Origin of the sequence: Pseudomonas defluvii (assembly GCF_001695625.1) — a bacterium.
Lineage (GTDB): Bacteria > Pseudomonadota > Gammaproteobacteria > Pseudomonadales > Pseudomonadaceae > Aquipseudomonas > Aquipseudomonas defluvii.
Window position 1 is genome coordinate 38150 of record NZ_MBPN01000021.1, and the last position, 21842, is coordinate 59991.

The window sequence follows — 21842 nt, forward strand, 5'->3', positions numbered from 1 at the left end:
GTGAGCCGGGAAACAGCAATTGAACACATTGACATGGTTTGGCTCCGTCCTCGCCCGGGGCGTATCTGGATAACGCTTTTACAGGCGCAAACCGCCGTCCAGCTCCAGAATGCGCCCGCTGAAGTAATCGTTTTCAAGAATGTAAGCGGCCGAATGGGCAATTTCCGCTGGTGTGCCCATGCGCTTGAGCGGAATGCCAGCCGTCATTTTCTCCAGGGCCTCGGGCTTCATGCTTGCGGTCATCTCGGTTTCGATGAACCCGGGGGCAATGCCGGCCACGCGGATACCATAGCGGGCCAACTCTTTTGCCCAGGTAACCGTGGCGGCCGCGACGCCTGCCTTGGCGGCCGAGTAGTTGGTTTGGCCCAGGTTCCCCGCGCGGGAAATCGAGGAAATGTTGATGATTGCGCCCTGGTTTTTCAGTTCGATCATTTTTGCCGCCACTTCACGGGTGCAGAGAAACACCCCCGTGAGGTTGACGTCGATCACGGACTGCCATTGGGCCAGGCTCATTTTGCTCAGTTGGCCATCCTTGACCTTCACCAGCAGACCGTCACGCAGGATGCCCGCGTTGTTGATCAGGCCGTGAATGGCACCGAAATCCGCCGCCACCTGCTCAACCATCTGGACGACCTGGTCTTCGTCAGCGACATTGCACAGGTAGTAGCGTGCTTCGACACCCAACGCCTTGCACGCCGCGACGGTGTGCTGGAGTTTTTCTTCGTTGAGGTCGACGAGCGCCAGGCGTGCCCTTTTACCTGCCAGGTACTCGGCCATTGAACGGCCCAAACCCTGGCAGCCGCCGGTGATAATGATTACTTTGTCAGTTAATTGCATAAGGATGCTCCACGGGCAGGTTTGGGGCGGGCGAACACATTTTATTTATGACGAATTCTAGTCTGGGGGTCACAACGTGAGCGCTAAAGCGACGAAGCATGCACGAGAACTGCTGCTCAAGGAATACCGTGGTGTCCTGTCGACCCACTCCAAGTCGATGCCGGGCTTTCCGTTTGGTTCGGTGGTGCCCTATTGCCTGGATGCCGAAGGTCATCCGCTGATCCTCATCAGCCGTATCGCTCAGCACACTCACAACCTGCAGCGTGATCCGAAATGTTCGTTGCTGGTCGGCGAGCGGGGCGCTGAAGACGTTCAGGCGGTGGGCCGTCTGACGCTGCTAGCCGAGGCCCGGCAGCTTGAGGACGCCGACGCCATTGAAGCGGCAGCCGAGCGTTATTACCGTTATTTTCCGGAGTCGCGTAATTACCACCGCGCGCATGATTTCGATTTCTGGGTGCTCAAACCCGTGCGATATCGCTATATCGGCGGCTTTGGCGCGATTCACTGGCTGGACCACGTGGCCCTTGCCAACCCGTTTGCCGGGAAGGTTGAGGCCAGTATGGTCGAGCACATGAATAGCGATCATGCCAAGGCGATTGCTCACTATGTGGCCTTGAGCGGTTTGCCGCAGACCGTGCCTGCGCAGATGGCCGGTATCGACAGCGAAGGCATGCACTTGCGAATTGGCCATGGCCTCTACTGGCTGGCGTTTGGTGAGCCTTGCAACACGCCGACACAAGTACGCGAAGCCCTGGTTTTTCTGGCCCACGCCGACGATTGGCCGAGTAACGAGCCGGTTGAGGCTTGAAATTGCAATGGACTGCAACCATTAACCGGGTATTGGAAGGTCGTCTTCCGTCGAGGAACCCTTGATGCGTGCTTTTCTACTGCTGTTTCTGCTTTTTCCGGTGCTCGAGCTCTATGTGTTTTTCAAGGTCAGCACAGCCATTGGTTTTTTCCCGGCGTTGCTGCTGATCATTGCCTCTTCTGCACTGGGTGTGCTGGTCATGCGGGTGGCTGGTCTGGCTACCGCGCTGCGCGCCCGTGAAAGCCTGCAGCGTGGCGAACTGCCTGCTGAGGAGATGTTCCAGGGATTGTTGCTGGCCGTCGGTGGCGGTCTGCTCCTGGTGCCTGGTTTCATTACTGACGTGCTGGGCCTGATCTGCCTGCTGCCGTTCACCCGACGCCTGATCGGTCGACGTTTGCGTGAGCGTGCCGAGGCGCAGGCCATGCGTCAGCGGGCGTTTTCAGATGACCCGTTTGCAGGCCGTCCTGGTGCTCAGGGCGGTACGCCGCGGCAGCCGAATGTGATCGAAGGCGAGTACGAGCATCGCGACTCTTGAACCCTGGCGATAACCTGACGGCCCCATACGGGGCCGTTTTTCATTCGCCCGCTCGACAAAAAAATTTTCATGTACAGCCTTGTAATCGCCTTGAGCGACCTCATGTATGGGTCACCGAAAGGTTTCTGGTTACAAACACCAGACAAGACATGCGTGGTTCGCTTGGCGAGCCACCAACGGTCGGGCCAACTTGGGCCACGCCGATAGCCTCAACCAGCCGGTTTAAACCGGCCGATGAAAACCACAATTAGGAGAGATCGACAATGAAGCTTCGTCCTCTGCATGACCGCGTCGTCATCCGTCGCAGCGAAGAAGAATCGAAAACCGCTGGCGGTATCGTTCTGCCAGGTTCGGCTGCTGAAAAACCTAACCGTGGCGAAATTGTCGCTGTAGGTACCGGCCGCATCCTGGATAACGGTGAAGTACGTGCGCTGGCCGTGAAAGTGGGTGACAAGGTTGTTTTCGGCCCTTACTCCGGTAGCAACACTGTGAAAGTCGACGGCGAAGACCTGCTGGTGATGAGCGAGAACGAAATTCTCGCGGTCATCGAAGGTTAATCAACCGCTGGTTTCCCGTTACTTCAAAGTATTCAAGGATTAAACGATCATGGCTGCTAAAGACGTAAAATTCGGCGATTCCGCCCGTAAGAAAATGCTGGTTGGTGTCAACGTTCTGGCTGACGCGGTAAAAGCGACCCTGGGCCCGAAAGGCCGTAACGTAGTTCTGGCCAAGAGCTTCGGCGCACCGACCATCACCAAGGACGGCGTTTCTGTCGCCAAAGAAATCGAGCTGAAAGACGCGTTCGAAAACATGGGCGCTCAGCTGCTCAAGGACGTCGCTTCCAAGGCTAACGATGATGCCGGTGACGGCACCACCACCGCTACCGTTCTGGCTCAAGCCATCGTCAACGAAGGTCTGAAAGCCGTCGCTGCCGGCATGAACCCGATGGACCTGAAGCGCGGTATCGACAAGGCGACCATCGCCATCGTCAAAGAGCTGAAAGGCCTGTCCAAGCCATGCGCCGACTCCAAGGCCATTGCTCAGGTTGGTACTATCTCGGCCAACTCCGACAACTCCATCGGTGACATCATTGCCGAAGCCATGGAAAAAGTCGGTAAAGAAGGCGTCATCACTGTCGAAGAAGGCTCGGGCCTGGAAAACGAACTGTCGGTTGTTGAAGGCATGCAGTTCGACCGTGGCTACCTGTCCCCTTACTTCGTCAACAAGCCAGACACCATGGTTGCCGAGCTGGAAGGTCCGCTGCTGCTGCTGGTTGACAAAAAGATCTCCAACATCCGCGAACTGCTGCCAGTTCTGGAAGCCGTTGCCAAGTCCGGCCGTCCGCTGCTGATCGTGGCTGAAGACGTTGAAGGCGAAGCGCTGGCGACCCTGGTCGTCAACAACATGCGCGGTATCGTCAAGGTTGCTGCAGTCAAGGCACCTGGTTTCGGCGACCGTCGCAAGGCCATGCTGCAGGACATCGCTGTCCTGACCGGCGGTACTGTGATCTCCGAAGAAATCGGCCTGAGCCTGGAGTCCGCTACCCTGGAGCACCTGGGTAACGCCAAGCGTGTCACCCTGTCGAAAGAAAACACCACCATCATCGACGGTGCAGGTTCCGAAGCCGACATCGAAGCACGCGTCAAGCAGATCCGTGCCCAGATCGAAGAGACTTCCTCGGACTACGATCGTGAAAAACTGCAAGAGCGTCTGGCCAAACTGGCTGGCGGTGTTGCCGTGATCAAGGTCGGTGCTGGCACCGAAGTTGAAATGAAAGAGAAGAAAGCCCGCGTTGAAGACGCCCTGCACGCTACCCGTGCAGCCGTTGAAGAAGGCGTGGTGCCTGGCGGTGGTGTAGCACTGGTCCGCGCTCTGCAAGCCATTTCCGAACTGAAAGGCGACAACGCTGATCAGGACGTGGGTATTGCTCTGCTGCGTCGCGCTGTTGAAGCGCCGCTGCGCCAGATCACTGCTAACGCCGGCGACGAGCCAAGCGTTGTGGTTGACAAGGTCAAGCAAGGTTCGGGCAACTTCGGTTACAACGCTGCTACCGGTGAGTACGGCGACATGATCGAGATGGGCATCCTGGACCCAGCCAAGGTTACCCGTTCGGCTCTGCAAGCTGCAGCGTCCATCGGTGGTCTGATGATCACCACCGAAGCGATGGTTGCTGACGCTCCAGAAGACAAGCCAGCCGGTGGCATGCCTGATATGGGCGGCATGGGTGGCATGGGCGGTATGGGCGGCATGATGTAAGCCAGCCTTACCCGCTTCAAAATAAAACCCCTGGCCGAAAGGCCAGGGGTTTTTTGTTTTACGGGGATATCGCTGCCACAGGGCCTACCTGCGAAGGTAGCAGTAGGTCAGTGTGTTCGCTGCAGTTGGATCACACTGCTTGAACACATCCCCTGTAGGGCAATTCGCTTATCGGGTTTGGACTGTTGCTGGTGCAGGCACTTCAGCGGTGGCCGGTCTGCGGTACAGCACGGCGTAGTAGCAGCCCAGGCTGATCAACCAGCAGAACACAGCAGTCCAGACATTGTGCGAGAAGAAGTGCGCGCCTTGCAGCATCCGTCCGACCGAAAACACGGTGCCCAGCCCAAAGGCAAACCACAGTGCTGCCCGTGCCATGCGTGGGCGTCGATCACGGAGCACGAAGAACAGTGCGAACAGGGTAAAACCAGTGGCCGCATGGCCGCCTGGCCAGCAGCGTCCGGGTTTGTCCGTTGCTGGGCGTGGGCTGAGCAGTTCGCTGTAGGTCTCTTTGCCGCCGAATTCCTGCAGGCTCCAAGGACACTGCACAGCGGTTACTGCCTTGAGCGGGGTTACAAAGCTGGTAGACAAGGCCATTGCCATTACCAGGCAACCCAGTTCGCGGCGCCAGGGGTTGAGTTTTTTCAGCAGCAGGCTGGCGATAAACCCGACAATCGCTGCCAATCCCAAGACGATTACAACTTGTTTGGCCCGATCATGCAGGATGTCTTCAAGAAAGAAGCTGTGTCGTCCGATGAACTGGCCTGCCACAGGGTCATAGGCCCACTTGGCAATGTTCATGTCCAGGCTGGTCAGTTCCAGAAGGAGCAGGGCGGTGGCGACTAAAAGGGGAAGGCCGAGGTACAGCCAGGCGTTGATGGGGCGCGATGGCGGGCGGATGTGGGCTTCAGGCATGACAGGTCCTGGCAAACAAAATGGACAGTCCCGGTCGGCAAGCCCGAGCCGGGTATAGGCTTGACGTAGCGACCGGCGATTTTCTGTGGAGGGGGGTGCGTAGTCTGTGAATACTCGGTGAAAAAAACGTTAACCAGTGATAAATCTGTTCTGATCTGGCAGTACGTGAGCGATGGCCTTAAGCTGCGCCTGCCAAGCAGGCAAATGCAGTGAACGGGGGATACCCATGCGAATTCTATTGGTTGAAGACAACCGCGATATTCTGGCCAATCTGGCAGATTACCTTGGCCTCAAGGGCTACACGGTCGATTGTGCCCAGGACGGCCTTTCGGGTTTGCACCTGGCGGCGACCGAACACTATGACCTGATTGTGCTCGACATCATGTTACCCGGTATTGACGGCTACACGCTATGCAAGCGCTTGCGCGAGGATGCCCGGCGCGACACGCCGGTGATCATGCTCACCGCCCGTGACCAACTTGACGACCGTCTTCAGGGTTTTCGCTCGGGCGCCGACGATTACCTGCTCAAGCCATTTGCCCTGTCGGAGTTGGCCGCACGTATTGAGGCGGTGCTGCGTCGTGCTCAGGGTGGCGGACGCCGCAGCCTGCAAGTCGGTGATTTGAGTTATGACCTGGACACGCTTGAGGTCACGCGCCAAGGGCGCTTGCTCAAGTTGAACCCGGTCGGTCTGAAATTGCTTGCCGTACTCATGCAAAAAAGCCCCCATGTGTTGCGCCGCGAAGTGCTTGAAGAGGCGCTCTGGGGGGATGACTGTCCTGACAGTGATAGCCTGCGTAGCCACGTTCATCAGCTACGCCAGGTGATCGACAAGCCGTTCGACAAGCCATTGCTGCACACGGTACATGGTGTGGGGTACCGCATGGCCGAGGGCCGCGATGGAGTTTAAGCAAAGCCTGGCGCAGCGGATCATCATCGCCTTTGCCTTGATGAGCGCCTTGGTCGCGGGAGCGTTCGCTTTCGGTATTGTGGCGACAGTACATCTGGTCGAAGAGCGTTTGATCTCTGCCGTATTGGGTGGCGATCTGCAGCGGTTGTTGTTGATGGACAGCGTGAGTGACTGGAGCCACAGGCCGCGGCCAGATCAACTGTTCTACTTCAGCGGCGGGCGCGATGACTTTGCCTTGCCCAAGGATCTCAGGCACCTGGACCCGGGGTTTCATGAGGTCTTTCGTGATCAACTGTCGTATCACGCGATGGTCGAGATCGTAGATGGCCGTCGCTATGTCCTGTTGCAGGATCAAAGTGATTTCGAAGAGCGCGAGCGTGTGCTTTTTGCCGTCGTGGTGGTCGGCTTTGTGTTGAGCCTGGCGCTGGCGGTGTTCCTGGGCTGGGTGTTGGCGCGCAAGGTAATGGCGCCGGTGATCCGTTTGGCTCGTCAGGTTCGCCACCGCGATCAATTGTTGGGCCTGGCACCGCCTCTGGCTCCGGATTATGCCGCGGATGAGGTCGGGCAACTGGCGGTGGCATTCGATGCCACCTTGGGCCGATTGCGCGATGCATTGACCCGTGAGCGCTTGTTCACCAGCGATGTCAGTCATGAGTTGCGTACACCCTTGATGGTGCTGGCCACGTCCTGCGAATTGCTGCTGGAAAACACGAAGCTCGATGACCGCGCAAGGGCGCAGGTCGAACGCATCGCCAGGGCCAGCGAGGAAATGCGTGAGTTGGTCAAAACCTTCCTGATGTTGGCTCGGGCTCAGCGTGATGAGGGGGCCGTTGCCTCGCAGGCGACCCTGAAAGAAGTCGCTGATGACCTGCTGGGGGTGTGGCGCGACACCATTGAACAGAAAGGTCTGCAGTTGTACTACAGCGCAGGCGCTGCGGGATCGGTTCTCTACAATGCAACCTTTCTGCAGGCGGTGATGGGCAATCTACTGCGTAATGCGGCGCATTACACTGAACGCGGTTTCATTCGCTTAACCTTGGAGCCCTCCGGGTTCATGGTTGAAGACAGTGGCGTGGGCATTCCTGAAGAGCAGCGTGAAGCCATGTTCCAGCCGTTTGTACGCGGTGGAGAAAAGCGTGGTGAGGGGCTGGGGTTGGGGTTGTCATTGGTACAGCGGATCTGTGATGACCAGTGCTGGATTGTCAGCCTCACGGCCATGACACCCAATGGCTGTCGCTTCCATGTCGATCTGAGCCACGGCCGAAGTCAATTGACTGATCGGGATGAGATCATCGGCTAACCCCGTCCTGAAACAGGATGAAGTTGGTGTGAACGTGTTTAACGTTTTTTTCACATCCGCATGACCTGACGCCAACGCCCACCTGAATAAGGTGGGCGCCAATGGAGTCAGGAGAGGCAGAATGCGCAGTCCCATCAAGCTCGAGTTTTCCGAGAAGCACGATCAGCAACAGGCTCAGGATTGCTTTCTCAAGCATCAAGATGGGTTGGCGCGCCGTCTGTCCCACCAGCGTGATGAACAGTTGGCGCGTCGTGCGCTGGCGCTGTCGGGGGAGCCGGGTCTTGTGCTTGATCTGCCGTGTGGTGCCGGGCATTTTTGGCCGTTGCTGGCGGAAAAAAACAATCGTGTGATCCTCGGCGCCGACAACTCGGAAGCGATGCTTGAAACCGCTCGTACGTCGCAACCGGCCGGTGTCGTCGAGCGTGTGCGCACCCTGCAGACCTCTGCATTCAACATCGACTTGCCCGACAATGCCGTCGACAGCATTTTCTGTATGCGACTCTTTCAGCAGGTTGGTGAAGCGGCGCACCGCAAGGTCATTCTCTCCGAGTTTCAACGTGTCTCCCGTGATAGCGTGATCCTCTCGCTCTGGGTCGATGGCAACTTCAAAGCCTGGCGACGTAAAAAGCTGGAAGCACGTCGCTTGGCGAAAACAGGTTCAGAAGAGGCTCGCCAGAATCGCTTTGTGCTGCCTGCTGCCACGGTGGAGCAGGAGTTCGTCGAAGCAGGATTCCGCATTCAGGAACGGTTGGATTTTTTGCCGTTCTACGCCATGTGGCGCGTTTACGTGCTGCGTAAAGGCTAGGAGGCGCCTGCCTGTCACCGCCACGGCAGCCGTTTGGCCGCCTACAACGATCACATAGTTGCGTCACCATTCGTCGTGGCGCAACGCAGACTGGCAAAAGCTGCTCTATTTTTACCTCAGGGTGTTTGGCAGCGCTGTCAAAGGTTTAGAGTAATGAAACTAGAAATTGCTCGAGGTCTGTTCTTCCTGGGTGGTCTGGCAATAGCCACCGCTGCGGCAGCCGCGTGGGATGAACCCGGCCCTGGTATCCTCAGCGACACGGCCCACTGCCCTACGCCACATGTTGTCAAGGATCGGGTCGTGGCCACGCCCGATCACGACTTGCTACTGTTGTTGTTCGGCTTGAGGCAAGGGCTTCGACCCCAAAGCTGATCCTGTTTTGGGTAACCTGAAAAGCCTCGTCAACGACGGGGCTTTTGATTATGGGCTATTCAGGTTGGTTGTGAGTCCCCGACCCCTGGCGGAGCGTCCGCCTTGGCCAGCAGGGTGTAGACGCAGGGCAGGACAAAGAGCGTGAACAGGGTTCCCACCGACATGCCGGTGGCAATCACGGTGCCGATGTCGAAGCGACTGACCGCCCCGGCGCCGCTGGCCAGAATCAAGGGCACCATGCCAAAGACCATCGCGGCAGTGGTCATCAGTACCGGGCGCAGGCGAATCGCGGCGGCCTCTTCTATGGCTTCTCGTACCGACAAGCCATTTTGCCGACGTAACTGATTGGCGAATTCGACGATCAGGATGCCGTGTTTGCTGATCAGTCCGATCAAGGTGACCAGCCCGACCTGGGTATAGATGTTCATGCTCGACAGGCCAAGGAACAGCGGAATCAGTGCGCCGCAGATTGATAGCGGGACTGTCACCAGAATGACCAGAGGGTCGCGGAAACTCTCGAACTGCGCTGCCAGTACCAAGAAGATGATGGCCAACGCCAGGCCAAAGGTGACCCACAGTGCCGAGCCCTCCTGGATGAATTGGCGTGCAACGCCACTGTAGTCAAAGGCGTACCCGGCGGGGGCTTCTTCGCGGGCGATGTTGCGTACGGTTTCGATGGCCTCCCCCATACTGACCAGCGGTACGCCCTGGATAATGGCCGAGTTCAGCTGTTGGAACTGATTCAGTTGGCGCGGTCGTGCGCGGTCGCTGACGGTGATCAGCGTCGACAGCGGCAGCATTTGCCCTTGTTCATTCTTGACGTAGTAGTTGTTCAGCCAGCCAGGGTTGTCACGGTAGGCGCGCTCGACCTGGGCAATGACCTTGTAGCTGCGTCCTTCAAGGGTGAACCGGTTGATCTCGGCCTCACCCAGCAAGGTCGCGAGTGTGCTCCCTAGCGTGGCCATGGTCACCCCCATTTGTGCGGCCTTGGCCCGATCAATATCGACGACGACTTCGGGCTTGTCGAAGGCCAGATCGATGTCGAGAAAGGCAAATTTGCCGGTGGCCTCGGCGCGTGTTTTTACCTGCTCGGCCACTTGCAGCAGCGATGCGTAATCGTTCGGGGTGTTGATGACAAACTCGAAGGGCAAACCTTGGGTCGTACCGGGCAGTGATGGCAGATTGAAGCCGAAGACCTGCAGGCCACTGATCTGGTTGAGCTTTGCCTGAACCTCTGGCAATAGTGCCATTTGGGTTCGCTCCCGCTCATTCCAGGGCTTTAGCAGGAAACCTCCGATGCCTGACTGCACCCCGTTGAAGCCATTGATCTGGAAGGATGAGTAGTACTCCGGGAATGCCTTGAAAATGTTTATGAATTCGTCGGTGTAGGCATTCAGGTAGTTCAGGTTGGCTGGCTGTGGTGCGGTGGCCAGCATGAACACGATGCCTTGGTCTTCGTCCGGTGCCAGCTCTTTCTTGGTGAACATCAGCAGCACCGGAATCAGGCACAGGACGATCACAGCAAACACCAACACTACGGGGCGCGTGTTGAGTGTGCCGTGGAGGATTTTCTGGTAACGCTGCTTGAGGCGTTCAAATAGCTGGTCGAGGCGATAGGCCAGGCCGTGGGTGTTGGCTTCATGGCGCAGGAGCATTGAGCACATCATGGGCGACAGGGTCAGGGCGACGATCCCGGAGATGATCACGGCGCCAGCGAGGGTCAAGGCGAACTCCTTGAACAGTGCGCCGGTAAGGCCTTGTAAAAAGCCAATCGGCGCGTACACCGCTGCCAGCGTGATGGTCATCGAGACCACGGGTATCGCAATTTCTCGCGCCCCTGCCAACGAGGCCTCCAAGGGCGTCTCGCCAGCTTCGATGTGCCGGTGGATGTTTTCCACGACGACAATGGCATCGTCCACCACCAGACCAATCGCCAGCACCATGGCCAGCAGGGTCAGCAGGTTGATTGAGTAGCCCATCAGTTGCATGAAAAACAGTACGCCGATCATCGACAATGGAATGGTGATGACCGGAATCAGCACCGAGCGCAGCGCCCCGAGGAAGAGAAAGACCACGACGATCACGATCAGCACGGCTTCCGCCAGGGTTTTGATCACTTCGTTGATCGAGGCCTGGATGAACAGTGTGGCGTCGTAAGCGATGGAGGCTTTCAGGTTGGGCGGTAACTGGCTGTTCAGTTCCGGCATCAGTTTGCGCACTTCCTTGATGACATCCAGCGGGTTGGCCGCTGGCGTCGCCTTGATGCCGATGTAGACCGACGGGGTGCCATCGAAAGAACTGACCGTATCGTAGTTCTCCGCGCCCATTTGCACCTGGGCCACATCGCGCAGCAGCACCCGGCTATCGCCCATGGTTTTCAGCGGGATGGCGGCGAAGGCTTCGGCCGACTTGAGCTCAGTGCTGGCGTTGATACTGGTGACCACGTATTCGCCTTTGACTTCGCCCGCTGCAGAAAGGAAGTTGTAGCGCCGTACCGCGTCAGTCACATCGCTGGCGCTCAGGCCATAGCCTGCGAGTTTGACCGGGTCGATCCAGATGCGCATCGCGAACAACTGGTTGCCGAGGATCTCTGCTTCAGCCATGCCCGGCAATGTTGCCAGCTTGGGCTGGATCACCCGTGACAGGTAATCGGTGATCTGCGGGTTGCTCAGTTCGCTGCTGTAGAAGCTGATGTACATCAGCGCCGAGGCGCCAGCGGCCTCTTTGCTCAGGACCGGGTCTTCGGCATCTTGAGGCAGTTTGTTCTTTACCTCATTGGCCTTGGCCAGCAGTTCGGTAAACATCCGGTCACTGTCCGAGCCGATTCGGGCGTAAATCGAGATCACCGAGAAATTCTGCCGGCTCACCGAGGTCATGTAGTCAATGCCCTCTGCGCTTGCCAGGCTCTGCTGCATGGGCTGGGTGATGTAGCCTTGAATGGTTTCCGCGTTGGCGCCGGGGTAGGCGGTGGTCACCGTGATCAGGGCGTTTTCCATCTGCGGATACTGACGGATCGGCAACGAGCTCCAGGCCTGGAAGCCGAGCAGGACGATCAGCAGGCTGACCACACTGGCCAGAACAGGGCGGCGAATGAACGGATCGGTTAAGGCCATGAAGGTTCCTTGATCAATCGACGCGTGGCGAGGTGTCCGGCTCGCCCGTCAGGGTCTTGTCCGGGCTGACGGTGATCAGGGCGCCTTGGCTGAGTTTCAGCTGACCGGCCGTCACCACCTGTTCACCTGCCTTAACGCCTTTGGCGATGACCACCAGGCCTTCACGGCGCTCGCCGGCTTCAATGAAACGGCGCTCTGCCACCCACACCGGTTGGCCGTCAGGAGTTTTTTGTGGCTGGCCGTCCTCGGCGGTCTTGGGCACTGCGACGTACACCGAGGTGCCATACAGGGTGTAGGTGACCGCAGTCTCAGGGACGACCACTTCCGTGCGCGGGTTGGGCAGCAGTATTTGCAGGCTGGTGAACATGCCGGGTAACAGCTTGCCATCGGGGTTCGCCAGGGTGGCGCGGACCTGTACATTACGGGTGCTGTCTTCAACCTTGGGGTTGATAGCGCTGATGGCGCCAGGGAACGTCTGGTTGGGGTAGGCTGCAACGCTGACCAGTACCTGCTGGCCGATGCCCAGTTTGGGAAACGTCTGTTCGGCCACGTAAAAGTCAGCGTACAGGCTGCTCAGGTCCTGAAGGGTGGCGATCACTGTGCCACTGGGCAGGTAGTCGCCGATATCGACCTGGCGGATACCAATGGTACCGCTGAACGGCGCAAGGATCGTCTTTTTCGCCAAGGAACCTTTGAGTTGGGCGACCACGGCTTTGCTGCGCAGCAGTTGTGCTGCGAGGCGATCAAACTCGCCTTTGGAGATTGCCTGACTGTCGATCAGCTGGCTGCCGCGTCCATACTCGACCTGCGCCAGCCCGAGGTCCGCCATCGCGGTGCCCAGCAAGGCGCTTTCCACGTCGCTGTCGAGCTGCAAGAGGGGCTGGCCTACTCTGATCCGCTGGCCTGACTCGAACAGCAGGGTCTTGACCGTACCGGCGGTCTCCAGGCTCAGATTTACCCCCTGAAACGCCTTGAGGCTGCCAACTGCGGGCAGTCGACTCTGCCAGAGCTGTTCGCGCGCGGCAGTCGCCGCTACGCTCACGGGAGGTCTTGGCGCGCTGAATTGCTGAATTTGCTGATAGATACTGAAGGCTTTGTAGCCTCCCAGAATCAGCACAATCAGCAACACGACACCCAACATGATCAGCATGCGGCGGCGCAGCATATTCCATTTCCTTGGAGGCTAGACAGGCAGGCACAGCACTGACGAACACCTGCTCACTGTTGTGCAGTGTTGTCGAATATTACGCCTTTGCCTAATGCAGGGAAGTCCATTTCCCCTTGATGCTACTCACGTCAGGTGCAGATGGTTGTCCCAAAGCCCGGGCGGCAACTGCAACGGTTGGCCGACCGGTTCTGCCTTGCGGCAATCATAGAGCCGGCAGCGGCCCTGGCCCGAGGTGACGACGAAACCGTCTGCGACTGCGCCAACACCGGCGCAGTCGGGCATCGGGGCATCCAGGCGCGTTGCACCCGTGTCCAGATCCCAGATGAACAGGCGGTTGGCCCGAGGTGCGGTCAGTGCAACCAGTCGCAACTCACTGTGTACCGCGACACTGGCGGTGTAGTTCGCCATTGACTGCAACTGTGCCTGCGCCACGGGGAATGGCAGGAAGGGCTGCCCTGGGCGTTTGATCGCCAGCAGTTCAGCGGTTTCGTGAGCGTCGCCCATGAACTGCTGACAAGCGACCAGCGTGCCGTCGCTGGCAACGGCCAGGTGACGAACGCTGTTCATTTGCTGGCTCAGGGTTTCCTTGCTCAGCAAGGTGCCGTCGCGGTGCATCAATACCAGGCTGGGTTCCATGGCATCGAGGTTCATCTCGACGCGGCTTTCGGCTTCGGTGCGAATACCGCCGTTGGCGACCACCAGGGTTTCACCATCGGGTAGCCAGGACACCTGATGCGGGCCAAGGCCGTGGGTGGGCAGCTCGCCACTGTGCTGCAGCCGTTCGCCCTCGAATCGGTAGACCCCAAGTACACCCCGCCCCGGATCAGTGGTGTCGTTCTCGGTGGCATACAGCCATTCACCGCCCTTGTGAATCACCGCGTGGCCATAGAAATGACGGTTCGGCTGTGAGGTGACGGTTTGCAGCAGGCGGCCGTCGCGCAAGTCGACCAGATAGCTCTCGGTACCGGGTCGACGCGCCACGAACAGGGCGATGGGCAGTTCAGGGTGATTGATGATGTCGTGGCAACGCTGTCCGACCTGGGTCGCGAATACCTGGCTACCGTCCAGGCGGTAGCCGACGGCGTAGTGGTTGCCGTCGCTATCGTCGCGGGCCGAGAGCAGCAGGGGCTGCTGACGCTTGTTCTGGAACAAGGTCCATCCGCCTAGCGTGAGGGCAGCAAGCACCGCGCTACCGACTTTCAGAGCCTGACGTCGCAACATGATCAGTCACCGTCGTTGGCGTTGAAGCCCAATTGAATGCCCAGCGCCTTGGCCAGATCAGTCTCGTGCAGGCGGTGGACGGCGTTCAGGCTGTCATAGATCGCGTTCAACTGCTCACGACCGGCTTCATCTTCCAGCAGCTCGCCAAGGGGCTTCGGCGTGTCGGCCAACAGCTTCAGCGATGCCGCATAGGCAGCGTCGATCTTGTCGGCAAGGGCCTTCTGGTCGCTGCCGAGCAGGCTGCGCAGCCCTTGATTGTCGACCCCGGCCCATACTGTCTGTGCAGCACTGAGGCTGGCATGCAGGCTCTTCAGAGACGACTGGCTACGCCAGGCTTCTGCCTGCAGTGGCTGCGGGATGCCCTTGCTCATGCGACCCATCGGCGTGCCGAGTTTTTTCTTCAGGGTGTCCAGCGCAGTGACCTGGGCGCGGAGCACGTCGGCAATCGCTTCGTGAGAGTCGGCATAGCGCTGGTTCGGGAACTTGGTCATCTGTGCGAGCACGCCGTCGTTCTTGTTCCAGCCCTTCAGGATTTCTTCGGCCAGGGCTTTCTGACGCTCGCCGATGGCAACCAGCAGCGGGCAGTAGCGGGCTTTCTGCTCGGCATTGGCGGTGTCTGGCTTGCTGTCAAACAGGATGTACTCGTAAGCCGAGAGCCCCTGGACCACGACGCTGGAGTTGGCGAGGGTGCTGGCATCGATCGGCTTGTCACTGTTGATCAGTTGTTCTACCTGGCGTCCTACCAGGTTTTTCTTGTCTGGCCAGAACTGCACCTGCCAGGCGCGGTTGCCCTCGGCCAGCGGCCCGATCAGCAGTGGTTGCAACTCTGCCCAGGCCTTTTGGGCGTGAAGGAAGTCAGCCCGTGCGGTTTCCAGGCTGTTCTTGCCTTCGCAGAAGGCCAGCGCGCTGACGGCCAGCTGACGGTCGGCTTCGACCCAGCGGCTGTAGGTGGGCAGGATCACTTGCTTGGCAATCGCGGCGGAAGTGACCGCTTGCGGATCCTGCGGCGAGCAGGCGCCCAGCGCTAGGGCGGCGAGGCTGGTAAATAACAGTTTGGGACGGAACATGCCCGGCTCCTATGGCTAGAGTGAGTTCAGGAATGCCAGCAGCGCGGCGCGTTGCTCTGCATTGAAGGTCAAGACGTGTTGTTGGGCGGCCTTTGCTTCGCCGCCGTGCCAAAGCACCGCTTCGAGCAGGTTGCGCGCCCGGCCGTCGTGCAGGAATTGGGTGTGGCCACTGACTGTTTCGGTCATGCCGATGCCCCACAGCGGTGCGGTACGCCAGTCGCGGCCACCGGCGGCAAACTCGCTGCGATCGTCCGCCAGATCCGGCCCCATGTCGTGCAGCAGCAGGTCGGTATACGGGCGGATCACCTGGTTGGCCTGTTCCGGCTCGGCGGCGTTTGCCGAGGTGGTGAACGTCGGGATATGGCAGCGTTGGCAACCGGCTTCGAAGAACAGGTTCTTGCCGGCCAGCACCTGTGGTGAGTCGACATCCTTGCGTGCGGGCACTGCCAGATTGCGGGTATAGAACAACATCAAACGCAGAATGTTATCGCTGACCTCCGGTTCACCACGGTCTTGGCGGGCATTCAGGCAGTCGGTTTGTGTCGGTGTGCAGTCGTCTATCGGGCGCAGGCGGGTGGTCAGGCCCATGTCGCCGGAGAAGGCGTGCACGTTTTGCTGGTTGAGATTCGGTTGCCCGGCTTTCCAGCCAAAGCGGCCCATGACGGTTTTACCCTGGGCGTCGTCCCACACCTGATTGACATGGCCTCGGATGCCGTCACCGTTGCTGTCGTAGGGATCGGCGTTGGCCAGGATGGCCTCTTCCGGAATGGCTTCCAGCAGACCTAGGCCAATCATCGGCGGTGCGACACGTGCGGAGAAACGTGTGTCGGGATGCATTGGCCCGTAGCCAAGTTGGCTGATAAGCAGCTTTGGCTTGCGCAGCTCGACCGTGGTGCCGTCTGTGAAGGTGACGCTGTGTGGTGTGTATTCCACCCGGACCTTGCCTTCGGGTGCAACCCCAGGCACAGCCATATCCTGCAACTGTCCGCCATAGGCCGGTTCGGGGACGACACCCAGGCGTTCGATGACCGGCAGATATTCTGTTGCATTCGGGATCGACAGGCGCACCAGCATCGAGGCTGCGCTTTTGGCATCTGGCCCAGGAGGGTGGCCGCGACCGTCCCTGATGTGACAGTTCTGGCAGGCATTGGTGTTGAACAGGGGGCCCAGGCCGTCACGAGCGGTGGTTGTGGACGGTGCAATTACCCAAGGGTTGCGGAAGAAGCTGTTGCCGACACTGAAGTCCAGTTGTCGGCTCGCTGTCAGGTTGGCGGAGGCCATCGAAAAGGCATTTTTGTCGTGCTTGTTGACCGTCGACGTGCCGCCACCCATGGCTTCCCCTGGCTCAGCCTGAGTGAAGCGCGGGGCGTCGTCACAGGCTGCCAGCGGCAGTACCAAGAGCAGGAGAAAAAGGCAGCGAAGCAACGAGGACATCTGAAATCCTGAGGCGCGAGCAAAAACCGGCTCGCAAGCTTAGCAGGCTATCCGCTTGTTGAATAAGAGGGATTTGCGTTTGCTTGATGAAATTTTGCGCGTGGCGGCTCATGCGGGGGAGGGCGCTGCCGACCCGAAGGCCGGTAGCGGTGCTTGGCGGGCTGTAATGCCGAAGTGCGGTATACGCTGCAGTTTTACATCATTTTCAAGGTAAAACGATTGCCCTCCAGGCTGATGATCAGGTTGTGGTTACCGCCACCCCGGTTGTTTCCCGGCACTTCCAGGGTGCCGCCCGTATAATCCATTTCAGTGCCGAATAAATATTTAACCGCATTTTCATGTGCCGGCTCCCAGTAATCTTGAAACAGCCACAGTGTTGTTTCGGCTTTAGCGCCCATGACCAGTTCAATGGCTTTATAGTTTTCTGAGACCTTTCCGATCCAGGGTACGTTCATGCAACCGTTCCATGCGGATTGTGCGCCGATGGAAAACAGATCGCTTTTGCTTTCGCCATTGCGAATGGACAAGGTGTACGGGGTGTTATTTGCGATGGATCGCAGAATGCTGACGCTCGCCATAGAATGCTCCAGTTACCAGGTGTGTTCAAAGTTCAATGTTGGGGGTCGGACGGGGCTCTGTTGCTTGGCCATACACATAGACGGCGTGCATGGTTATTTCGTTTAGCGGGGAAGGAAGTGTTTCAGGTGAATAGCGTCCCTCTAGGAATAGTCCGTGACCGCGTGCCGTTGTTTCGAAGGCCTTTCTGAAGGGCTCGGCAGGGTCATAGAGGTACACTTTGCCAGCCGGCGCGCTCAGTACCCTGCACATTTCCTGAGCGGCGCCCACGGTTATAGGAGCCCCCATCAGTGTTTCGCAGGGGTACAGGTCTTCTGCGAGTGGAAAAATGGGGTAGTCATAATCATTCACGGGAATAAGACGGGGTATTTCCTTTCCTGTATCCGGGCCGTTGGATATCTTTTGGCCATCTTTATTGATGTTGTCTGCATCCGTAAAGCCGGTGATAAAGACGGTGTCAGATATTTTGTCAACGATTCGGCCTTCTCCCCAGACGTCGAGTATTTTCATCGTGGCACGCTCCTTGAGTGTCTCTATATTGATATATGGAGGTGGAAGAACTTCCGGTGTTCATGTTTTATAAATTGTCATTTCTGTGCGCAGTTGATGTGTAGAGTTGAACACTCTGAAACGGTGATAACAATGCGAACGCTGGACAGTAACGTGTAGGAGGAGGGCGGTTTGACAGGCGGGTTATTGGCGAGGCAAACGTGCGGGGTCTAGTGGCGGTGTGTGAAGTTCAAGTTATATAACGCAACATGCCCGATGCAAGGCATCGGGCATGTGGTTTACAACGGAGTGCTGTACGGCTGATCAGAATTCGTGATCGGCGGTGTCTGGTTTCAGGTCATTGATCCCCAGCTTGGCGGCTGCCTGCTCAATGGCGCCGGTCTGTTTGACCAGGGCGGCAATGGCATCACGGATGATCTGGTTACCGGCAGCGTTGTCAGCGGCGATGAGCTGGTCGTAGTGTTCGCCTTTGGCGGCATGGTCAACGATGACCTGCAGTTTTGCCTCGGTGGCTTCCAGGTCGGCCTTGAGCGTAGCATCGGCTGCTGGATCGGCCTTGGCTACCAGCGATGACAGGCTAGGGCCAGTCAGCTTGGTACCGTCGGCTCGGGTGTACTCGCCCAGGTAGACGTTACGGATACCTTTGGCATCGTAGAAGTGCGAGAAGTGGGTGTTGTCGCTGAAGCAGTCCTGCTCGTCTTCAGGGGAGTTGGCCTCCAGGGATACCTTCATGCGCTCGCCGGCCAGCTCGCCCAGCGACAGGCTACCCATGCCGAACAGCATCTTGCGCAAACCATCGGTAACCGGCTCGGCTTCGAGGGTGGCACGGTAGTTGTCAGCAACACCTGGCTTCCAGTTGCCGACCATGGTTTCCAGGTCATCGACCAGCAGTTGGGTGACGGCCTTGAGGTAAGCGCGGCGACGCTCGTTGTGGCCACCGGTGGCGCCTTTACCTTCCAGGTAGTCCGATGCAGGACGTGCACCCGCACCTGGGCCGGTGCCGTTCAGGTCCTGGCCCCAGAGCAAGAACTCGATGGCATGGTAGCCGGTGGCGACGTTGGCTTCGGAGCCGCCCAGCTCGTTCAGGCTGGCCAGTTTCTCGGCAGTGATGTCCTTGACGTCGACCTTGTCTTCACCCACCTGGATTTCAGTGTTGGCAATGATGTTGGCGGTGCCGCCCGGGTTGCCCAGGGCGTGCTCATAGTTGGCATCGACATAATCGATCAGGCCTTCGTCCAGCGGCCAGGCGTTCACTTGCCCTTCCCAGTCGTCGATGATGGTGTTGCCGAAGCGGAAGGTTTCGCTCTGCAGGTACGGAATACGTGCAGCGACCCAGGCGGCCTTGGCGGCTTTCAGGGTTTCGTCGTTGGGGGTGGCGAGGAAGGCGTCGATGGCGCCTTGCAGGGTTTTGGCGGTGCTCAGGGAATCGCTGAAGACGGCGTAGACCATCTCGGTGTAGTGCTTGATCACGGCCTTGCTGGCGGCTTCGTCAAGTGCACCTGCGGCAGGGGCGGCAGCACTGGCGGCGGGTGTCTGTGCTTGCGGCGCGCTGGCTTTGTCCTTGCTATCGCCGCAACCGGCGAGAGAGATGGCAATGGCCAACAGACTGGCGGTGGCCAGAGGCATACGAATCATGGCGATTTCCTGCGTCGAGAAGTTGAACAGGTGTGCGGGTGCACGCAAAACTGCAACATAATGCGAAAGATTTGCATTTGATGTAAAGGGGCAATACATAAATATTCAAATGCTTGTCGCTGGCGTTTTGCGTGCGCGTCAGAGGATTGAAACCTGACTTCGGCTTGCCTGTTTGAGGAACGTGGTCAGCTCTCGAGCGGGTAGCGGCTTGCTGTAGTGGTAGCCTTGGCCTTCGTGGCAGCCTTGGGCAACGATGTAGGCCTCCTGCTCGGCCGTCTCAACGCCTTCGGCGATGACCTGCATGCCCAGGCTCTTGCCAAGCTGGATGATGGCCCGAACGATGGTGGCGTCATCATCATCCTCGAACAGGTCTTGCACGAAGCTCTTGTCGATCTTGATCTTGTCCAGTGGCAGCGACTTCAAGTAACTGAGCGACGAGTAGCCGGTACCGAAGTCGTCAATGGCAATCATCGCGCCCGAACGGCGCAAGCTCAGCAGGTGCTGCGCTGCGGTGCTGATGTCTTCCATCAGGCCGGTTTCGGTAACTTCCAGCTCCAGGCTGCGTGGCGGCAGGCGGTAGATCTGCAGCAGGTTGTTGACCACCCGTGGCAGTTCATTGTGGTGCAGTTGCACGGTGGACAGGTTGACCGCCATGCGCAGTTCGCTGAAGCCCTGGTCATGCCACTCGCGCAACTGACGGCAGGCCTGGTCGAGCACCCATTCACCGATGCTGATGATATTGCCGTTCTGTTCGGCCAGCGGGATGAACTGGTCGGGCGGTACCATGCCCAGTTCGGGGTGCTGCCAGCGGAGTAGCGCTTCAACCCCGACGACCCGGTGGTCGCGATAGCTGATCTGTGGTTGGTAGACCAGGAACAACTGGTTGCGTGGCAGGGCCTCGCGCAGGTCTTTTTCCAGTTCGCGGCGGCGACGCATCTCGCTGTCGACACTGGCAATGTAGAACTGGTAGCGGTTGCGTGAGCGGGTTTTGGCCAGGGTCATGGTCTGCTCGGCCTTTTGCAGCAGTTTCTCGGTGCTGTCGCCATCTTCCGGGAACAAGGTGATGCCGATGGTCGCACGCAGGCGAATTTCCTGGTGGTCCAGTGCAAAAGGGGCTTCCAGATCATCGAGTATGCTTTGCGCCAGCTCGGCGGCTTCGTACGGCTGCTCGATATCGGCCTGAACCAGTGCGAATTGGTCACCACCGAGCCGGGCAAGGGCTCCCAGACGGCCGCTGTGCGCACGCAGGCGGTCGGCCAGGGCCAGCAGCAGTTGGTCACCGGTCTGGTAGCTGAACTGTTCGTTGATGCTCTTGAAGTCATCCAGGCCAACGCACAGTACGGCCACGCGACGCTGCAGGCGTCCAGCGTCGACCAGGATCTTGTCCAGTTGCTGCTGCAACTGCTGGCGGTTTGGTAGCCCGGTCAGAAAATCATACTGAGCCATGCGCTGCAGACTGTTTTCGGCTTCGTGACGCAGGTGGGTATTGCGTTCGATGGAGGCCAGCAACTGGTTGGCAGTATTGACCCATACACCCAGTTCGTTCTTTTCGTGCCCCTTGAGCAGCGGCAATTTGTGTTGGCTTGGGCGGTCCGGATTGATCTGGGTGAGATGGTTGATGATCTTTGAGAGCGGTTTGGTCAGTAACCAGTGGTAGACCAAATACAGCACCAGGCCCATTGCCAGAGCGCGTAGCACGCCAGAAATGAAGATGATCACCGAGCTGACGATGAAGTCCTGGCCGTAGGTAGCGGTATCGAGGGTAATGCTCAGGTCGCCGTAATACTCACTGTACGGACCTCGACCGATCAGCGGTGTCTTGAAGGTCTTTTGCCGGCCCAGAATCAGGTCGGTCAACCAGCGCGTTTGCAGTTCCTGCAATGGCCGATTCTTTTCTGCAAGCATGGTTTCGTTGGGATGGCCAATGGACGCCATCCGCACCGATTGGTCCTGGAACAGGCCTTCGATGACCTGCATGCCCATTTCCCGATCGAGGCTATAGACCGCCTGCGTAGAGGGGTCTCGGAACATGTCTAGGATACGCTGGGCATCGGTTGCGACAGCCTGGCGCGTCTTGTAAGCGTCGAACACGATCTGCGCGCAGCTAAGTACTACACCGACGACCAGCGCCGAGAGCAATACCACCCTGAGCAACTTGACCGATAAGCTGTTCTTGAGTTCCAGCTTCAATGGGGTTTCCTTAATCCATGCGCATGGCATCATTTTGCCATCAATCTTGGCAATCCACTATCGGCCTTCAACACGTATTACTCGATCTTCTGAGTTACTTCGTCAGAGGTTTGCGATCCGTGTGTCACTGTATCGGTTGTAAGGCCTTGCGACTTTAGTGTGGGGTGACAACTTTCCCACGCCTTGATGTTAG

Annotated in this window: 19 protein-coding genes and 1 pseudogene; 9 read left to right on the forward strand and 11 right to left on the reverse strand. The window is 58.5% G+C overall.

Features of this window, described 5'->3' with window-relative positions; translation table 11 throughout:
• Positions 1-78 precede the first annotated feature (78 nt).
• On the reverse strand, positions 79-837 hold the full coding sequence (locus EKA13_RS08405) for an SDR family oxidoreductase (protein ID WP_065758933.1): 759 nt from the start codon (positions 835-837) through the stop codon (positions 79-81).
• 76 nt (positions 838-913) lie between these two features.
• Between EKA13_RS08405 and EKA13_RS08410 the strand changes: the two genes are divergently transcribed.
• From EKA13_RS08410 to groL, 4 genes are all read left to right on the forward strand, one after another.
• Positions 914-1645 carry a HugZ family pyridoxamine 5'-phosphate oxidase gene (locus EKA13_RS08410; RefSeq protein WP_065758934.1) on the forward strand — a complete coding sequence of 244 codons (732 nt, stop codon included), beginning with the start codon at positions 914-916 and terminating at the stop codon, positions 1643-1645.
• A gap of 64 nt (positions 1646-1709) precedes the next feature.
• Positions 1710-2180 (forward strand): FxsA family protein, encoded by a 471-nt coding sequence (locus EKA13_RS08415; RefSeq protein WP_065758935.1) that lies wholly within the window; start codon positions 1710-1712, stop codon positions 2178-2180.
• A 263-nt stretch (positions 2181-2443) separates the two neighbouring features.
• Positions 2444-2737, forward strand: a complete 294-nt coding sequence (locus tag EKA13_RS08420) for a co-chaperone GroES (protein WP_065758936.1) — start codon at positions 2444-2446, stop codon at positions 2735-2737.
• A 49-nt stretch (positions 2738-2786) separates the two neighbouring features.
• Positions 2787-4436: a chaperonin GroEL gene (gene groL, locus EKA13_RS08425; RefSeq protein ID WP_065758937.1), complete on the forward strand. Its 1650-nt coding sequence runs from the start codon at positions 2787-2789 to the stop codon at positions 4434-4436.
• A 168-nt stretch (positions 4437-4604) separates the two neighbouring features.
• On the opposite strand, the gene EKA13_RS08430 is transcribed toward groL, so the two are convergent.
• A complete protein-coding gene (locus EKA13_RS08430) occupies positions 4605-5348 on the reverse strand; it encodes a phosphatase PAP2 family protein (RefSeq protein WP_065758938.1) in 744 nt (247 codons plus the stop codon).
• A gap of 226 nt (positions 5349-5574) precedes the next feature.
• Here EKA13_RS08430 and colR point away from each other — a divergent pair, with 226 nt between their 5' ends.
• From colR to EKA13_RS08455, 5 genes and pseudogenes are all read left to right on the forward strand, one after another.
• The gene (gene colR / locus EKA13_RS08435; RefSeq protein WP_065758939.1) at positions 5575-6258 is read left to right on the forward strand and encodes a two-component system response regulator ColR; all 684 of its coding nucleotides are present in this window, start codon (positions 5575-5577) and stop codon (positions 6256-6258) included.
• The gene (locus EKA13_RS08440) at positions 6248-7558 is read left to right on the forward strand and encodes a sensor histidine kinase (RefSeq protein ID WP_065758940.1); all 1311 of its coding nucleotides are present in this window, start codon (positions 6248-6250) and stop codon (positions 7556-7558) included. The genes colR and EKA13_RS08440 overlap by 11 nt, the downstream gene beginning before the upstream one ends.
• Positions 7559-7679: 121 nt before the next feature.
• On the forward strand, positions 7680-8363 hold the full coding sequence (locus tag EKA13_RS08445; RefSeq protein ID WP_065758941.1) for a class I SAM-dependent methyltransferase: 684 nt from the start codon (positions 7680-7682) through the stop codon (positions 8361-8363).
• A 58-nt stretch (positions 8364-8421) separates the two neighbouring features.
• Positions 8422-8517, forward strand: a pseudogene (locus EKA13_RS28305) (lipopolysaccharide kinase InaA family protein); the annotation flags it as partial.
• Positions 8517-8735, forward strand: coding sequence for a hypothetical protein (locus tag EKA13_RS08455; RefSeq protein ID WP_065758942.1), 219 nt, complete (start codon positions 8517-8519; stop codon positions 8733-8735). The pseudogene EKA13_RS28305 and the gene EKA13_RS08455, both read left to right, overlap by 1 nt.
• Before the next feature lie 59 nt (positions 8736-8794).
• On the opposite strand, the gene EKA13_RS08460 is transcribed toward EKA13_RS08455, so the two are convergent.
• The 9 genes from EKA13_RS08460 to EKA13_RS08500 form a co-directional block, all read right to left on the reverse strand.
• Complete coding sequence (locus tag EKA13_RS08460) at positions 8795-11848, reverse strand: multidrug efflux RND transporter permease subunit (protein WP_065758943.1); 3054 nt, start codon at positions 11846-11848, stop codon at positions 8795-8797.
• Positions 11849-11861: 13 nt separating this feature from the next.
• A complete protein-coding gene (locus EKA13_RS08465) occupies positions 11862-13013 on the reverse strand; it encodes an efflux RND transporter periplasmic adaptor subunit (protein ID WP_065758944.1) in 1152 nt (383 codons plus the stop codon).
• A 126-nt stretch (positions 13014-13139) separates the two neighbouring features.
• Entirely contained in the window at positions 13140-14237 is a 1098-nt protein-coding gene (locus EKA13_RS08470; protein ID WP_065758945.1) for a DUF1513 domain-containing protein, read from the reverse strand.
• Between the two features lie 2 nt (positions 14238-14239).
• Positions 14240-15304, reverse strand: a complete 1065-nt coding sequence (locus EKA13_RS08475) for an imelysin family protein (RefSeq protein WP_065758946.1) — start codon at positions 15302-15304, stop codon at positions 14240-14242.
• Between the two features lie 15 nt (positions 15305-15319).
• Entirely contained in the window at positions 15320-16738 is a 1419-nt protein-coding gene (locus tag EKA13_RS08480; RefSeq protein WP_065758947.1) for a di-heme oxidoreductase family protein, read from the reverse strand.
• 194 nt (positions 16739-16932) lie between these two features.
• Positions 16933-17316 (reverse strand): hypothetical protein, encoded by a 384-nt coding sequence (locus EKA13_RS08485; protein WP_065758948.1) that lies wholly within the window; start codon positions 17314-17316, stop codon positions 16933-16935.
• 25 nt (positions 17317-17341) lie between these two features.
• Positions 17342-17824 carry a hypothetical protein gene (locus EKA13_RS08490; protein WP_065758949.1) on the reverse strand — a complete coding sequence of 161 codons (483 nt, stop codon included), beginning with the start codon at positions 17822-17824 and terminating at the stop codon, positions 17342-17344.
• Positions 17825-18127: 303 nt separating this feature from the next.
• Positions 18128-19459 (reverse strand): imelysin family protein, encoded by a 1332-nt coding sequence (locus EKA13_RS08495; protein ID WP_065758950.1) that lies wholly within the window; start codon positions 19457-19459, stop codon positions 18128-18130.
• Between the two features lie 138 nt (positions 19460-19597).
• Positions 19598-21649: a putative bifunctional diguanylate cyclase/phosphodiesterase gene (locus tag EKA13_RS08500; protein ID WP_065758951.1), complete on the reverse strand. Its 2052-nt coding sequence runs from the start codon at positions 21647-21649 to the stop codon at positions 19598-19600.
• Positions 21650-21842: the final 193 nt, after the last annotated feature.

Excerpts from the sequence above, each read along its gene's own strand:
- EKA13_RS08430 (WP_065758938.1), bottom strand. The coding sequence starts at position 5,348 with ATGCCTGAAGCCCACATCCGCCCGCCATCGCGCCCCATCAACGCCTGG.
- colR (WP_065758939.1), top strand. The coding sequence starts at position 5,575 with ATGCGAATTCTATTGGTTGAAGACAACCGCGATATTCTGGCCAATCTG.
- EKA13_RS08495 (WP_065758950.1), bottom strand. The coding sequence starts at position 19,459 with ATGATTCGTATGCCTCTGGCCACCGCCAGTCTGTTGGCCATTGCCATC.
- EKA13_RS08470 (WP_065758945.1), bottom strand. The coding sequence starts at position 14,237 with ATGTTGCGACGTCAGGCTCTGAAAGTCGGTAGCGCGGTGCTTGCTGCC.
- EKA13_RS08485 (WP_065758948.1), bottom strand. The coding sequence starts at position 17,316 with ATGGCGAGCGTCAGCATTCTGCGATCCATCGCAAATAACACCCCGTAC.
- EKA13_RS08440 (WP_065758940.1), top strand. The coding sequence starts at position 6,248 with ATGGAGTTTAAGCAAAGCCTGGCGCAGCGGATCATCATCGCCTTTGCC.
- EKA13_RS08465 (WP_065758944.1), bottom strand. The coding sequence starts at position 13,013 with ATGCTGCGCCGCCGCATGCTGATCATGTTGGGTGTCGTGTTGCTGATT.
- EKA13_RS08415 (WP_065758935.1), top strand. The coding sequence starts at position 1,710 with ATGCGTGCTTTTCTACTGCTGTTTCTGCTTTTTCCGGTGCTCGAGCTC.
- EKA13_RS08475 (WP_065758946.1), bottom strand. The coding sequence starts at position 15,304 with ATGTTCCGTCCCAAACTGTTATTTACCAGCCTCGCCGCCCTAGCGCTG.
- EKA13_RS08455 (WP_065758942.1), top strand. The coding sequence starts at position 8,517 with ATGAAACTAGAAATTGCTCGAGGTCTGTTCTTCCTGGGTGGTCTGGCA.
- EKA13_RS08405 (WP_065758933.1), bottom strand. The coding sequence starts at position 837 with ATGCAATTAACTGACAAAGTAATCATTATCACCGGCGGCTGCCAGGGT.
- EKA13_RS08460 (WP_065758943.1), bottom strand. The coding sequence starts at position 11,848 with ATGGCCTTAACCGATCCGTTCATTCGCCGCCCTGTTCTGGCCAGTGTG.
- groL (WP_065758937.1), top strand. The coding sequence starts at position 2,787 with ATGGCTGCTAAAGACGTAAAATTCGGCGATTCCGCCCGTAAGAAAATG.
- EKA13_RS08480 (WP_065758947.1), bottom strand. The coding sequence starts at position 16,738 with ATGTCCTCGTTGCTTCGCTGCCTTTTTCTCCTGCTCTTGGTACTGCCG.
- EKA13_RS08445 (WP_065758941.1), top strand. The coding sequence starts at position 7,680 with ATGCGCAGTCCCATCAAGCTCGAGTTTTCCGAGAAGCACGATCAGCAA.
- EKA13_RS08490 (WP_065758949.1), bottom strand. The coding sequence starts at position 17,824 with ATGAAAATACTCGACGTCTGGGGAGAAGGCCGAATCGTTGACAAAATA.
- EKA13_RS08420 (WP_065758936.1), top strand. The coding sequence starts at position 2,444 with ATGAAGCTTCGTCCTCTGCATGACCGCGTCGTCATCCGTCGCAGCGAA.